General features: G+C 69.8%; 14 protein-coding genes. 9 read left to right on the top strand and 5 right to left on the bottom strand.

Translation table 11 applies throughout. The features are described from left to right. Positions 1–41: 41 nt before the first annotated feature. Genes BJ980_RS04605 through BJ980_RS04595 form a run of 3 tightly spaced genes read left to right on the top strand, consistent with a single transcriptional unit; the run spans position 42 to position 1,640 of the window. On the top strand, positions 42–419 hold the full coding sequence (locus BJ980_RS04605) for a guanyl-specific ribonuclease (protein ID WP_425490353.1): 378 nt from the start codon (positions 42–44) through the stop codon (positions 417–419). After that, entirely contained in the window at positions 416–838 is a 423-nt protein-coding gene (locus tag BJ980_RS04600) for a barstar family protein (RefSeq protein ID WP_179501206.1), read from the top strand. Before BJ980_RS04605 ends, BJ980_RS04600 begins: the two co-directional genes overlap by 4 nt. A 25-nt stretch (positions 839–863) precedes the next feature. Further along, positions 864–1,640: an acyl-CoA thioesterase domain-containing protein gene (locus BJ980_RS04595; protein ID WP_179501205.1), complete on the top strand. Its 777-nt coding sequence runs from the start codon at positions 864–866 to the stop codon at positions 1,638–1,640. Between the two features lie 22 nt (positions 1,641–1,662). On the opposite strand, the gene BJ980_RS04590 is transcribed toward BJ980_RS04595, so the two are convergent. Next, on the bottom strand, positions 1,663–2,724 hold the full coding sequence (locus BJ980_RS04590) for a polyprenyl synthetase family protein (RefSeq protein ID WP_343047686.1): 1,062 nt from the start codon (positions 2,722–2,724) through the stop codon (positions 1,663–1,665). 77 nt (positions 2,725–2,801) lie between these two features. On the opposite strand from BJ980_RS04590, the gene metF reads away from it, so the two are divergent. Further along, entirely contained in the window at positions 2,802–3,692 is an 891-nt protein-coding gene (gene metF, locus BJ980_RS04585) for a methylenetetrahydrofolate reductase [NAD(P)H] (protein ID WP_179501203.1), read from the top strand. Between the two features lie 7 nt (positions 3,693–3,699). Here metF and BJ980_RS04580 read toward each other — a convergent pair whose 3' ends face one another. From BJ980_RS04580 to BJ980_RS04565, 4 genes are read right to left on the bottom strand one after another with little or no spacing between them, the layout of a single operon-like run. Beyond that, a complete protein-coding gene (locus BJ980_RS04580) occupies positions 3,700–5,013 on the bottom strand; it encodes a phytoene desaturase family protein (RefSeq protein WP_179501202.1) in 1,314 nt (437 codons plus the stop codon). Positions 5,014–5,060: 47 nt separating this feature from the next. After that, positions 5,061–5,654, bottom strand: a complete 594-nt coding sequence (locus BJ980_RS04575) for a DUF4126 domain-containing protein (RefSeq protein WP_179501201.1) — start codon at positions 5,652–5,654, stop codon at positions 5,061–5,063. Next, on the bottom strand, positions 5,654–6,016 hold the full coding sequence (locus tag BJ980_RS04570) for an ArsC/Spx/MgsR family protein (protein WP_179501200.1): 363 nt from the start codon (positions 6,014–6,016) through the stop codon (positions 5,654–5,656). The genes BJ980_RS04575 and BJ980_RS04570 overlap by 1 nt, the downstream gene beginning before the upstream one ends. A gap of 5 nt (positions 6,017–6,021) precedes the next feature. Further along, the gene (locus BJ980_RS04565) at positions 6,022–6,486 is read right to left on the bottom strand and encodes a YbaK/EbsC family protein (RefSeq protein WP_179501199.1); all 465 of its coding nucleotides are present in this window, start codon (positions 6,484–6,486) and stop codon (positions 6,022–6,024) included. A 225-nt stretch (positions 6,487–6,711) separates the two neighbouring features. On the opposite strand from BJ980_RS04565, the gene BJ980_RS04560 reads away from it, so the two are divergent. From BJ980_RS04560 to dinB, 5 genes are read left to right on the top strand one after another with little or no spacing between them, the layout of a single operon-like run. Continuing rightward, positions 6,712–7,077 carry a DUF6504 family protein gene (locus tag BJ980_RS04560; protein ID WP_179501198.1) on the top strand — a complete coding sequence of 122 codons (366 nt, stop codon included), beginning with the start codon at positions 6,712–6,714 and terminating at the stop codon, positions 7,075–7,077. A gap of 15 nt (positions 7,078–7,092) precedes the next feature. Continuing rightward, the gene (locus tag BJ980_RS04555) at positions 7,093–7,560 is read left to right on the top strand and encodes an SAV_6107 family HEPN domain-containing protein (protein WP_179501197.1); all 468 of its coding nucleotides are present in this window, start codon (positions 7,093–7,095) and stop codon (positions 7,558–7,560) included. Further along, positions 7,553–11,500: a DNA polymerase III subunit alpha gene (locus BJ980_RS04550; protein WP_179501196.1), complete on the top strand. Its 3,948-nt coding sequence runs from the start codon at positions 7,553–7,555 to the stop codon at positions 11,498–11,500. The genes BJ980_RS04555 and BJ980_RS04550 overlap by 8 nt, the downstream gene beginning before the upstream one ends. Positions 11,501–11,543: 43 nt before the next feature. Further along, the gene (locus BJ980_RS04545; protein WP_179501195.1) at positions 11,544–12,254 is read left to right on the top strand and encodes a methyltransferase; all 711 of its coding nucleotides are present in this window, start codon (positions 11,544–11,546) and stop codon (positions 12,252–12,254) included. Between the two features lie 18 nt (positions 12,255–12,272). After that, positions 12,273–13,457, top strand: coding sequence for a DNA polymerase IV (gene dinB, locus BJ980_RS04540; protein WP_179501194.1), 1,185 nt, complete (start codon positions 12,273–12,275; stop codon positions 13,455–13,457). Positions 13,458–13,544: the final 87 nt, after the last annotated feature.

Below are 13,544 nucleotides of genomic sequence, written 5' to 3'. Positions count from 1 at the left end.
CCGGTCCACGCGCGGCTGCGGCCCTGGTCGTCGCCCTCCTCCTGGCTGGGCTCTGGTTCCTGTCCGGCCAGGGCTCCGACTGGTTCGCCGAGGGACAGGACGCGGGTGCATCGAGCAGCGCCTCCACCGACCCCGACTCCGGACTTCCTCAGATCGACGAGGACGACCTGCCGGAGGAGGCCCGCGAGACCTTGGAGCTGATCGATGACGGAGGCCCTTACCCCTATGAGCGCGACGGCATCGTCTTCGGCAATCGCGAGGGGATCCTCCCGGACCGACCCCGCGGCACCTATCACGAGTACACCGTCGAGACGCCCGGCGTCGAGCACCGTGGCGCGCGACGGATCGTGACCGGCCGGGCCGGCGAGTTCTTCTGGACCGAGAACCACTACGAGTCGTTCGAGAGCATCCAACGATGAGCAGCCTCACTGCAGTCCTGGCCGGCGATGTCGCTCCGGGCGTGCACCGGTGGCGTTCGGGGCTCGAGGCCGAGGACGTCGCCGAGACCGTACGTCGTACCGGCCGAGCGTTCGGGCACGTCGACGGCTGGCTCGCCACGACCAAGGCCGAGGTGCTGGACGCGATCGGGGCCGCGCTCGGCTTCCCGGACCACTTCGGGCGCAACTTCGACGCCCTGGCCGACTGCCTGCGCGACCTGGCTGAGGACACCGTGCTGCTGTGGGACGGGTGGGGCACCTTGGCAGCCGACGACGAGCGGAGCTTCGCCATCCTCCTCGACGTGCTCCAGGAGCGCACCCAGGACCGAGTGGGGCCGCGCTTCGACGTAGTCTTGCGTGGCGCGGGGCCCGAACTGGCGCAGCTGCCCACGCTCGAGTGACCCGGCCAGGCAGGGAAGGACCCCAGTGAGCTATTTCGAACGCCTCGACGGCGCCCGCTTCCTGGCCACCCGCCACACGAGCGGTGCCTGGAACGAGGCCGAGCAGCACATCGCTCCGGCCCTGGGTCTCCTCGTGCACGCGGTCGAGCTGGATCGTGACCAGCGCCGTGACGATGCCCTGCCGCTCGCCCGGCTCTCCTACGACATCCTCGGCACGATCGCGGTCGGGGAGTTCGAGGTGTCGGTGAGCGTGCTGCGTCCCGGGCGCACGATCGAGCTCGTCGAGGCCGTCCTCAGCGCCGGCGGCCGGGCCGTCGTGACGCTGCGGGCCTGGCTGGTGCAGTCGCTCGACACCGGCACCCTGGCCGGCAGCGATCTGCCGCGGCTCCCGCCACCGGACACGATGGAGTCGTGGGACCCGACCACCGTCTGGCCGGGTGGCTTCATCGAGTCGGCACAGGTACGTCGCGCCCACACGGCCCCGGGTCGTGCCCAGTTCTGGGTGCGCACCGACATGCCCCTGCTGGACGAGGCGGGGGACGAGACGGTCAGCGACCTGGCCCGGTTCGTCGGGTTGCTCGACATCTCCAACGGGATGACGGTGCGGGTCCCACCCCGCGAGGTCGCCTTCCCCAACGTCGACCTGACCGCTCACCTGTTCCGGCAGCCACGCGGCGACTGGGTCGGGTTCGACACCACGGTGTCATTCGGGCCGGCCGGCCACGGCCTGACCAGCAGCGTGATTCACGATCTCGACGGTCCGGTGGGCACCTCGGCCCAGGCGCTCACGATCCGGCCCTGACGATCCCGCCCTGACGAGGGGATCAGTGCGCGCGCTGGGTGACGGCCGCGGAGAGCTCGCGCAGGGCGCGGACGGCCTCGTCCCGGAACGATGCCTCCTCGAGTGCGGCTCGTGAGCGGTCCGCGAGCTGGTCGATGAGACTCTCGACCTGCTGCTCGGCGCCACTGCCACGGATCAGGGCACGGAGCTCGGCGACCTCGTCCTGGGGGAGGTCCGAGCCCAGGGAGCGGTCCAGGACGGCGCCTTCGTGCGGCGCGAGTGCCTCCAGGGCGTGGGCGACCAGGACGGTCCGCTTGCCCTCGACCAGGTCGTCGCCCGCAGGCTTGCCGGTCACAGCCGGGTCGCCGAAGACGCCCAGCTGGTCGTCGCGCAGCTGGAATGCCTCGCCGAGCGGCAGGCCGAAGGCGGTCAGGGCCTCGATCTCGGCAGGGGACGCGCCGCCGAGCGCCGCGCCGATGTGCAGCGGGCGCTCGATCGAATACTTGGCCGACTTGTAGCGCAGCACCGTCATCGCGGTGTCGACGTCGGCCTTGCCTCGGGCCTGGACCGAGACGTCCAGGAACTGCCCGGCCACGACCTCCGAGCGGCAGATGTCGAACATGGCGAGCGCTGCCTCGACCCGCTCGAGGGGGAACCCGCAACGACGCAGCAGCTCGTCCGCCCAGGTGAGCAGCAGGTCGCCGAGCAGGATCGCCGCGGCGGCGCCGTACTGCTCCGGATCACCGGACCAACCGGCGTCGCGGTGCTCGCCCTCGAAGGCGCGGTGGGTCGCCGGCCGGCCTCGACGGGTGTCGGAGGCATCCATGAAGTCGTCGTGGACCAGGGCGCTGGCGTGCAGGAACTCCAGGCTCGCGCATGCCCTCAGCAAGGCCTTCTCCTGGTCAGCCGGGAGATCCGAGACGGCCTTGAAGCCCCAGTGGCAGAAGGCGGCGCGGAACCGCTTGCCGCCGGTGACCGCCTCGCGTGCGGCAGTCAACAGTCGCGCTGCGTCGGGACCGAGCGGGGCGAGCCTTGTGGCCTGCTCGTCGAGGAACTCGTCGATCGCAACCTGGAGCCCGGCCCGGAACGCGTCTGCATCAGTCACGGGCCCGACCATAGCCACAGTGGTCTGTTGGATGGACAGCGGTGGGCCGGTCGGTGGCTGCTCCCTATGCTTCCGGCATGAACATCGAATCGCGGCGCAGCATCGGAGCGTTGATCCGGGAGGGGAAGCGCTCCTTCTCCTTCGAGTTCTTCCCGCCCAAGGACGAGGCCGGCGAGGAGCAGCTGTGGCAGGCGATTCGTGACCTGGAGCCCTACCGGCCGACGTTCGTGTCGGTGACCTACGGCGCCGGCGGGACCACGCGCGACACGACGGTGTCGATCACCGGTCGCATCGCCCGCGAGACCTCGATGGTCCCGATGGCACACCTGACCTGCGTGGGGCACACGGTCGAGGAGATCCAGCAGGTGCTCACCTCGCTGGCGGACAGTGGAGTGCACAACGTCCTCGCCCTCCGGGGTGACCCGCCCGGTGGCCCCGGGACGGAGTGGGTCAGCACCCACGGCGGGGTGGACTACGCCTCCGACCTGGTCAGGGTGATCAAGGAGGTTGCGGACGTCTCCGTCGGCGTGGCCGCCTTCCCCGAGGGACACGTGGACGCAGCGACCCTCGACGACGACGTCGCGGTGCTGAAGGCCAAGCAGGACGCCGGTGCCGAGTTCGCGGTGACCGAGATGGTGCTGCGGTCCTCGGACTACTTCGCCCTCGTGGAGCGTGCGAAGGCTGCCGGTGTGGACTTCCCGATCATCCCCGGCGTGATGCCGATCCTGAACATCAACTCGATGCGCCGGATGGTCGAGCTCTCCCGCCGCGAGATGCCTGCCGAGGTCGTCGACCGGCTCCGTCCGTTCGAGGAGGACCCGGCCGGCCTGCGCGCCGAGGGCATCCGGATCGCGACCCAGATGTGCGAGGAGATGCTTGCCGGCGGTGCGCCGGGCCTGCACTTCTACACGTTGAACCGGTCCAAGGCGACCCGGGAGATCTTCGAGGCCCTGAGCATCACGGCCTGAGTTTCCCTCAGACGGGGTGGTCGAGCGCGACCTGCTGCGCGACCAGGGCGGCGGACAGGCCCACGAACGGTATGCCGCCTCCCGGTGCGGCGTGGGCGCCTGCCGCATAGACCCCCGGGATCGGTGTCGTGGTGGAGATCCGGTGGTTCAACGTGGTCCGGCCCTGCCAGAGCACGCCCATCGGTGAGGCGCCGAACTCCTCGACCTGCGTCCGGGCGGAGCGGTCGACCCTGACCTCGACGTTCGGGCGGATGTTGGTGCCCTTGCGGGCCAGGGCCAGCACGATGTCCTCGGCCAGCAGCCCGCGACCGAAGATGGTCCAGGCCTGGCCGCCCTCGGGCGCGGTGCCGGAACGGCGTACGACCACGAGCGGGTCACCGTGGAAGACCGTCTCCTCGGGCATGTCAGGGATGTCGTCCCCGGTCAGCCCCACGTGGCACACGACCGGGGGGAGCGCCGGCATGGTGCGGCGCACGTGTTGTGCCAGGGCGGGGATCCGGCGGGGATCGATGGCACAGACCACGACGTCGGCGTCCAGCTCGCCGGTGCTGGTCGCGACGGCGACTGCCCTGCCGTCGCGGAGGACGATGTCGGTCACGTCGACGCCGGTCAGCACCGTCACGCCGCGGGTGGTGAGGCGCTGGGCGAGGACATCGGCGAGTTGGCCGAAGCCACCTTCGATCTTCCAGCCCCCGAAGCGTTGCTCGACATAGGCGCGCATGCCGAGCCAGGCCGGGACATCGCGGGTGTCGTGGCCGGCGAAGACGAACGGGTGCCCGGCAACCAGGCGCAGTCGCTCGTCCTTGAAGGCCTTCTTCAGTCGTTTGGCCAGGTGTTCACGGGTGAAGATCCGGGAGGTCACGTCCTTGCCGGCAAGATCCGGCAGCCAGGGACGCTCGAGATATTCGCGCCGGATCACCTCCCAGTCCTCGGTGAAGGAGTCGACGTGATCGATCCACTTCTGGCCGAGGCCGGCCCCGAGCCCGTCGAATGCATCGATCTGGGCGGCCCGTGAACCGCCGGGGAGCTTGAGCACCGAGCCGTCCTCGAAGTGGTGCTCGCGCAGGATCTCCTGCGGGATCAGGTCGATCTCGCGCTCGAGTGGCCGGCCGGACTTGCGGAACAGGTCGCGCACGACGCCGGGCAGCAGCGTCATCGACGGACCGGCGTCCCAGGTGAAGCCCTCTTCCTCGATGGTGCCCATCGCGCCACCGAGACGGTCGCGGTGCTCGACGAGGGTGACCTCTTGCCCGAGCTTTGCCAGGCGTGCCGCGGTGGCCATGCCCCCGAAGCCTCCGCCGATCACCACTGTGCGCGCCATGCGCTGAACCCTAGTGGCTGCCCGGCAGCGGTCCGTTCGGCAGAGGGTCAGGCGGGACGGACGGTGCCGGGGTCTCGTCCCTTCCAGCGTCGCCAGGACTTCCTGACCAGGCGGGCAACCGAGACGAGCACGATCACTCCCACGACCAGGAGGACTGCGGCGATGCCGGCAGCCGCGATCGGGTGCTCGATGGCGAACCAGACCACGCCCAGGACCGCGACGTCCTCGAGCACGCTGGCGGTGATGTTGGTGATCGGCTCGGGGGAGGAGTTGATCGCCAATCGTCCACCAGCCTTGACCGCGTGCGAGGTGAGGGCCGAGGTGCCGCCCACGACGCCACCGACGGCGGCGTTGAGGGAGTCGGCGTCCCCGGCCAGGAGCACGCCGATCACGGCGCCGGCGGTGGGTCGGATCGCGGTGGAGATCGCATCCCACGTCGAGTCGATGTAGGGGATCTTGTCGGCGACGAACTCCATGCAGTAGAGGAAGGCGGCGACGGCCAGGACGTCCCAGCGGGCCAGGACGTCAGGGATCTGCTCGAAGCCTCCGGCCTTGTCGGCCACGCCGAGGACCAGCACCACCAGGTAGGCGTTGATCCCGCTGGCCCAGCCGCTGGAGAAGACCAGCGCGAGGGACTCCATCAGCTCGCCCCGAGGACCCGGGCCAGGGTCTCGTCGTCGCGGGCGACCACCGCCGTGCCGTCGTCGAGGGTGATGATCGGTCGCTGGATCAGCTTGGGGTGCTCGGCCAGGGCCCGGACCCAGTCCGCGCGGTGCGCGGAGTCCTTGGGGACGGTCTTGAGCCCGATCTCCGCGGCGATCGGTTCGTTCATCCGCGCGATGTGCCACGGCTCGAGGTCGAGACGGCCCAGCACGTCCTCGATCTCGGCGACGGTCGGCGGGGTGTCGAGATAGCGCCGTTGCGTGTAGGACGCGCCGGCGTCGTCCAGTGCACCCACGGCGGTGCGACACTTCGAGCAGGCGGGGTTGATCCAGATCTCCATGGTTCTCACTCCACTTCGAGCTCGGTCGCACCGGTCATCGCGACCAGTTCGTCATAGGTCGTGCTGAACACTGCTGCGGGATGGCCGGCGGCCGCCCAGACGGTCTCGTGCCGCCGCAGCCACGGGTCGATGTAGGTGGGCAGCCGAGTGGGGTGCCCGAGGGGAGAGACCCCGCCGATCACCTGACCGGTTGCGGTCTTCACGAAGTCGGGCTTCGCGCGCTTCAGCGGACCGGTGACCGGTTCGATCTTCGCGGTGTCCACCCGGTGCGCGCCGCTGGTCAGGATCAGCACCGGGGAGCCGTCGGAATCGAAGAGCAGGCTGTTGGCGATCGCGCCCACCTCGCAGCCCAGCGCCTCTGCGGCGAGTGCCGCGGTGTGCACCGAATCGGGGAGTACGACGATCTCGCCCCGGCCGCCCTTCTCGGTCAGGGCTGCGGCGAACTTCTCGATGGAGGGGTGGTCGGCCATGTGCCCGACCCTATCCGTCATGGACAGGTGTTGACGCGATGTCGGGGGAGTGATGTACCTTGGAGTTGTTCGAACAGATGTTCGATCACCCGGTGGGGATGACCTCGACCCCCGTCCCCACCGGGGGCACATCACCTGCCTGGTCCGCAGGGGCAGCACCGGGGTCGAGGGGTCGAGTGACAGGGGGTCGAAAACCGTCACGAAGCTCTGGGGAAGGAGCATGACATGCGTCGCTATGACGATCCCGTAGAGGTGCGCAGGGGAATGGTGGGCCAGGGCGACCGGCAGGTCGAGGCTCCCGAGCAGTTCCTCTGGCGCGGCACGTTGTGGAAGGTGCGCGAGGTCGTCGCGCACTGGGTGGAGACCGGTCCCTGGTGGCAGTCAGCCGGTGCTCGCGCCGTCGTCGGAACAGACGTCGCGGTCGAGGATCGACAGCGACTGTCGGTGCTCAGTGGTGACCTTCTTGCAGAACGCGAGATGTGGCGGGTCGAAGCCGGCAATGGGATGACGGTCAACTGCAGCAGCGGGGTCTTCGACCTGGCCTTCTCGTGGGCAGACGGCAACTGGCAGCTCCTGGGCTGCACGGACTGAGACGGGACACGGACAATGACTGCGAAGAACCCCACCACCCCCAACCCCTACTGCCTCCCGGCAACCACCCACTCCTACCTCGAGCGGGCGGCCGAGTCACTGCGTGAGGCGATCACGACGACCGAGGTCCCGACCCGCTATGCGTGCGCACACGTCGCCGCACTGCGAGCAGCCGCGGCCCTGATCGCCGCCCGCTCCGTCCCGGTTCCCACGAGCAGCCGCCGTCGGGCCCAGAAGAACGCCTGGGTGCTGCTGGCGGAGATCGCTCCCGAGCTGTCCGAGTGGGCCGCCTTCTTCTCCGCCGGTGCCAGCAAGCGCGCCGCAGCAGAGGCAGGCTCCACCCGCGCGGTCAACGAGCGCGAGGCAGACGACCTGGTCCGTGAGTCGGACCGGTTCCTGGCCATCGTCGAGCAGGCCCTCGGACTGGCACCACACATGCCGTTCGAGGAACAACTGCCCTGGCGACCCGGGCTCAGTGCCTGACCCGTTCGTCCATCTCCATGTCGCCTCCGGCTACTCACTCCAGTACGGCGCAAGCCACCCGCACGTGCTGGTCGAGCGTGCCCTGGAACAGGAGATGGATGCCCTTGCCCTGACCGACCGCGACGGCACCTATGGCGCGGTCCGGTTCGTGAAGGAGTGCGCCCGGGCCGGGATCCGCCCGGTGCTCGGGGTGGATCTCGCCTACTCGGCTGCGGCCACCGACCAGGCGGCGCTGCTGCCCGGGCCCGAAGGGAACCACCGACCCGGCAGTCAACGACGCAGCCCGGTGCGTGGAGGCGCGTTCCGTGAGCAGAACCTGCCCCGGGCGCTGTTCCTGGCCAGCGGGAAGGCCGGCTGGGCATCGATCTGCCGGCTGGTCTCAGCCACCCACCTGACCGGGGAACGGGGACGACCGGTGGCCACTGCGGAGCTGATCGCGGAGCACTGCGGCGACGACGTCATCGTCCTGCTCGGACCGGGATCCACCCTCGGGGCCGCGGCGACAGCACGTCGTCCCGATCGTGCCCGCGAGGTCCTGGCCCGCTGGAAGGGCCTGGTCCCACGGGAGAACCTCGTCGTCGAGCTCGTCTCCCACCGCCTCCCCGGGAGCAACCAGGGCTGGGGCCCCGGTTCGTCGCAGCACGCCGCTCGGATGGCGGGGGCTGCCCGCGACGCCGGACTGACGATGGTGCTGACCAACGCGGTCCGCTATGCCGACCGGCTCGACGCGCCCACCATCGACGTGCTCGACGCCGCCCGCACCCTGGTGCCCCTCGGCTCGGCGGGGCTCTCCGGCGGCGGACCGGGCGGTTTCCGGCGCAACGCCGAGGGCTTCCTCAAGTCCGGCAAGCAGATGCACGAGATCGCCGAGGAGATCTGCCACCTGGCCGGCCTGTCCGGCGACCCCGCACGGGAGGCGCGCGAGCTGCTCGCCCGCACCCGCGCCACTGCTGAGAGATGTGCACTCGACCCGCGAGCAGACCTGGGCCTGGGGGAGACCCACTTCCCGGAGTTCGAGCTGACCAGCCGGCGCGGGTCCGGGGGTGGCCAGACCCTGGGCGGTGCCGACTCGACGCTGCGGGCGCGGTGCGAGGCAGCGATCGACTGGCGCTACGGAAACGTGGCGCGGCAACGGATCTGGAAGCGGCTCGACGACGAGCTCGAGATGATCCGAGACCTCGGCTATGCGCCGTACTTCCTCACCGTGGGCGACGTGGTGGCGATGATCCGGGAGATGGGCGTGCGCGCTGCGGCCCGTGGCTCCGGGGCGGGCAGCCTGGTCAACTATCTCCTCGGGATCTCCGGGGTGGACCCGATCCGGCACGGACTGCTGATGGAGCGGTTCCTCTCGCCGTTGCGCAAGGACCTGCCGGACATCGACATCGACGTGGAGTCGGCGCGCCGGTTGGAGGTCTATGACGCGATCCTCGACAGGTACGGCGCCGAGCGCTGTGTGGCGGTCTCGATGATGGAGACCTACCGAGTGCGCCATGCGGTGCGTGACGTGGGGGCGGCGCTCGGCATGCCACCGGGTGAGATCGACGCGATCGCCAAGGCGTTCCCGCACATCCGCGCCCGGGACGCCCGGATGGCCCTGCGCGAGCTGCCGGAGCTGCGTGCCTCCGGGTTCCTCCAGGCGCAGGGAGGGGCAGGCTCTGAGATGTTCTTCGGTCTGGTCGAGCGGCTCGACGGGCTGCCCAGGCACGTCGCCATGCACCCGTGCGGGGTGCTGCTCTCGGACGCCACCCTGCTCGACCGTACCCCGGTCGAGGCCAGCCATGCGGGTTATCCGATGAGCCAGTTCGACAAGGACGACGTCGAGGACCTCGGCCTGCTCAAGCTCGACGTGCTGGGCATCCGGATGCAGTCCGCGATGGCGCACGCCCTGGCCGAGATCAAGCGGGTCGATGACGTCGAGATCGATCTCGACAACGAGGCGGAGGTGCCCTTCGACGACGACACGACCTTCGAGATGATCAGCGCGGCGAAGACCCTCGGTGTGTTCCAGATCGAGTCGCCCGGCCAGCGCGAGCTGGTCGGCAAGTCCGGCATCGACAGCTTCGACGACATCATCACCGACATCTCGCTCTTCCGGCCGGGTCCGGTCAAGAGCGACATGATCACGCCCTACCTGGAGGCCAAGCAGGGCTGGAAGATGCCGTCCTACCTGCACGATGACCTGAAGCCGATCCTGTCCCAGACCCACGGTGTGGTGGTCTTCCACGAGCAGGTCATCGAGATCATCGGCCAGTTCGGCGGAGTCAGCTATGCCGAGGCCGACGAGAAGCGGCGAGCCCTGGGCAAGCCCGACGGCATGGCGCAGACGAAGCTCTGGTTCTTCCCGCGCTGCCTGGCCCGTGGCTATTCGACCCGGGTCGCCGAGCAGGTCTGGAAGATCCTGGAGGCCTTTGCCTCCTTCGGTTTCTGCAAGGCGCATGCGGCCGCGTTCGCGCTGCCGACCTATCAGTCGGCCTGGCTCAAGGCCCACTGGCCGGCGCACTTCCTGGCCGGCGTGCTCACCCACGACCCGGGCATGTACCCCAAGAGACTGATCCTCGACGACGCCCGGCAGCTCGGGATCACCGTGCTCGGTCTCGACGTGAACCGGAGCGGCAAGGAATACACCGTCGAACCGGTCTCGAGCGGCTCCGCCTACGTCGCTGCTGGATCACCCGGACCCACCCGGACCGGTGTCGACCATGGGATCCGGCTCGCCCTGGCCGAGGTGAAGGGGATCAACGCCGGCGAGGTCCAGCGGATCGTCGCAGCCCGGGGCGAGGACGAGGAGAGTCCCTTCCAGTCGCTGAGTGACTTCTGGCATCGCACGAACACCTCACGACCGGTGGTCGAGCGACTGGTGCTGGCCGGCGGCTTCGACGACGTCTACGGCATCGGTGCCACCAACGACGTACGCCGTCGCGGCAGCGTGACGCGTCGTGACCTGCTCCTGCAGGTCGCCGAGCTCGATCGACTGGCCCGGGCCGGTGCCCGGTCGTCGACGCGTGGGCGCGGGCTCACCTCGAAGGCGCTCACCCGCACCCGGACCCCCCAGCAGCAGGCCTCGGCCCGTGCCGAGCAGGCAGCGGCGCGCAGCAGCACGGACCCACTGCTGCGCGAGGACGCCCCGGGCACCGAGCGCCATGCGCTGGGGCGCGCCGGGGTCTGGGCCCAGGCCTCCGCGCAGTCGCGGGCTGCCGCGCCACCGGTCCCGGTGACCAGTGTGCAGTTGGCTCTCGACCTCGGCGAGGGGCAGGAGGGAGAGGCCAGCGGGTTGCCGGAGATGGACTCGCATGACCGGATGAAGGCAGAGCTGGAGATCCTGGGACTCGACGTCAGTCAGCACGTCGTGGAGAACTATCGCGAGTTCCTCGATGCACTCGGCGTCGTGCGCAGCAAGGACCTGTTGGCCCAGCGGAAGCGCTCGGGGATCCTGGTCGCCGGGGTGAAGGTGGCCACCCAGACACCACCGATCCGTTCGGGGCGCCGGGTCATCTTTTTGACCCTGGACGACTCCACGGGGCCGGTCGACGCCACGTTCTTCGAGGACGCGCAGAGCTCCTACGCCTCCACGGTGTTCGGGTCCTGGCTGCTGGTCGTGCGCGGTGAGCTGCGCCGGACCGGCCGACGTGGGGTCTCGGTCCGGGCGACGGGCTGCTGGGAGCTGCCGGCACTGCACGCAGCGTGGTACGCCGGGGGACTCGACGCAGTGCAAGACCTGATGGACCGGACCAGCGATGGTGCCGACGCAGACAGGACCAACACAGACAGGGCTGGCTCCGGCCAGGAGTCGAACCAGCCGAAGCGGGTGCTGGTGCACAGCAGTGGTTTCCGGATGTCGCCCTATGCCGACATCCGTCCGGCCGGTGGGCCGACCGACAACGGCAAGGAGATCGAAGTGCCGCGCAGGCTCTGGCACCGCAGTCCGGGGAGTGCGGGATGAGGCATCCGGCACTGGCAGGAGAGCACCCACTAATGTGGGCCACATGTCTGCCAGTGAACGCAGGGGAGCGGCCAGGACCTCAGTCGTGTGGGAGTCGCTGCGCGAGGTGTTCGGCGCCTCCAGCGACGTTCTCGACATCGGGGGTGGCACCGGCGGCTTCGCTGTCCGGGTGGCCGAGCTCGGCCACCAGGTCCGGGTCATCGACCCCAGCCCCGACGCACTGGCCGCGCTCGGTCGACGTGCCCAGGAATTCAACGTCGCCGACCGGGTGGCTGGCCAGCAGGGCGACCTCTCGACCCTCCTCGACGTCGCCGGTCCGGACAGCGCCGACGTGGTGCTGTGCCACGGAGTGCTCGAGATCGTCGACGACCCGGCGGCTGCACTGGCCACCATCGCCGAGGTGCTCCGCCCCGGCGGCACCCTCAGCCTCCTGGTCAACCAGCGCCACGCGGCCGTGGTGGCCCGTGCCATCGCCGGCCACTTCGGCCAGGCCCGGGCGATCCTCGACGGTGAGTCCGTCGGTCGTGCCGGACACCGGTTCACCAGCGAAGAGCTCACCGGGCACCTCGAGCAGGCCGGGTTCACGATCGGCTCGGTGCACGGCATCCGGGTCTTCTCCGACCTCGTCCCCGGCTCACTGCTCGACCTCGAGCCGGGTTCGACCCAGGCCCTGCTCGAGCTCGAGCGCGCCGTGGCGACCCGGCCGGAATATCTCTCCCTGGCCACCCAGGTGCACGTGCTCGCCACGCACTGACCTCTCGGTGGGGTCGCCATGAGCGACCTCTCGACCGGCTGCCACCTGCTCCACATCGACATGGACGCCTTCTATGCGTCGGTGATGATCCGCGACCGTCCCGACCTGGTCGACGTACCCGTCATCGTCGGCGGTGGGCACCGGGGCGTGGTGCTCTCGGCCAACTACCTGGCCCGTGAGCACGGCGTGCGCTCGGCGATGCCGATGACCCGTGCCCGCCGGGCCTGCCCGCAGGCAGTGGTGGTCAATCCCGACTACGACGCCTTCAGCACGGTCTCGTCCTCGGTGATGGAGATCTTCCGTCAGGTCACTCCACTGGTGGAGGCGATGTCCCTCGACGAGGCGTTCCTCGATGTCAGCGGCTCGGTACGCCGGCTCGGCTCACCCTTGGCGATCGCAGAGATGGTTCGCGCCAGGGTCCATGACGAGCAGCGGATCACCTGCTCGGTCGGGATCGCCTCCTCGGTCTCGGTGGCCAAGCTGGCCAGCCGTCGGGCCAAGCCCGACGGCGTGGTCGTGGTGCCGCCCGGCGAGGTGACCTCGTTCCTGCACCCGCTCGATGTCGGTGAGCTGTTCGGGGTGGGGGAGAAGACCGCCGAGATGCTGCACCGGCTCGGCCTCAACACCGTGGCGGACATCGCGCACACACCGGTGCGGACGCTCCAGCGTGCGGTGGGGCATGCGCTCGGGACCCAGTTGCACGACCTTGCCTGGGGGAGCGACCGGAGGGCGATCACACCGCGCCGGCACACCGACGAGCCGGACAAGAGCATGGGAGCGGATGAGACCTTCGCCCGCGACACCGACGACCGCGAGGTGATCCTGCGAGAGGTGCTGAGGCTCTCGGCGAAGGTCGCCACCCGGATGCGGGTGGCGGGAGTGGCCGGTCGCACGATCACCCTGCGGGTCCGGTTCGCCGACTTCACCACGATCACCAGGTCACGCACCCTTGCCGAGGCCACCGATGTGACCCGCGAGATCCATGCGACCGCGACCCGTCTCTATGACGCACTGGGCCTCCAGCGCGCCAGGGTGCGGCTGGTCGGCGTACGTGTCGAGGGTCTGGTGCCCCGCTCCACGGTGCAACGACAGCTGGTGCTGGGGGAGCGCGAGCACGGCTGGTCCGATGCGGACCGGGCAATGGATCGTGCCGTCCGCAGGTTCGGATCCGGAGCCGTACGACCGGCCAGCCTGCTCTCCTGAGGACCGAGGCGATCAATTCGTCAACAAATCCGGGCCAGAGGTACCGCCTTTGGCCCACGCTGCCTAGACTTGGAGACGGACAGTCAG

It is taken from the genome of Nocardioides daedukensis (assembly GCF_013408415.1).
Taxonomy (GTDB): domain Bacteria; phylum Actinomycetota; class Actinomycetes; order Propionibacteriales; family Nocardioidaceae; genus Nocardioides; species Nocardioides daedukensis.
This window is presented reverse-complemented; position numbering and strand designations above follow the sequence as displayed.

Bases quoted from the DNA above. Each gene is read 5' to 3' on its own strand.
- BJ980_RS04575 (WP_179501201.1), bottom strand. From the start codon at position 5,654: ATGGAGTCCCTCGCGCTGGTCTTCTCCAGCGGCTGGGCCAGCGGGATC.
- dinB (WP_179501194.1), top strand. From the start codon at position 12,273: ATGAGCGACCTCTCGACCGGCTGCCACCTGCTCCACATCGACATGGAC.
- metF (WP_179501203.1), top strand. From the start codon at position 2,802: ATGAACATCGAATCGCGGCGCAGCATCGGAGCGTTGATCCGGGAGGGG.
- BJ980_RS04600 (WP_179501206.1), top strand. From the start codon at position 416: ATGAGCAGCCTCACTGCAGTCCTGGCCGGCGATGTCGCTCCGGGCGTG.
- BJ980_RS04545 (WP_179501195.1), top strand. From the start codon at position 11,544: ATGTCTGCCAGTGAACGCAGGGGAGCGGCCAGGACCTCAGTCGTGTGG.
- BJ980_RS04570 (WP_179501200.1), bottom strand. From the start codon at position 6,016: ATGGAGATCTGGATCAACCCCGCCTGCTCGAAGTGTCGCACCGCCGTG.
- BJ980_RS04580 (WP_179501202.1), bottom strand. From the start codon at position 5,013: ATGGCGCGCACAGTGGTGATCGGCGGAGGCTTCGGGGGCATGGCCACC.
- BJ980_RS04560 (WP_179501198.1), top strand. From the start codon at position 6,712: ATGCGTCGCTATGACGATCCCGTAGAGGTGCGCAGGGGAATGGTGGGC.
- BJ980_RS04565 (WP_179501199.1), bottom strand. From the start codon at position 6,486: ATGGCCGACCACCCCTCCATCGAGAAGTTCGCCGCAGCCCTGACCGAG.
- BJ980_RS04555 (WP_179501197.1), top strand. From the start codon at position 7,093: ATGACTGCGAAGAACCCCACCACCCCCAACCCCTACTGCCTCCCGGCA.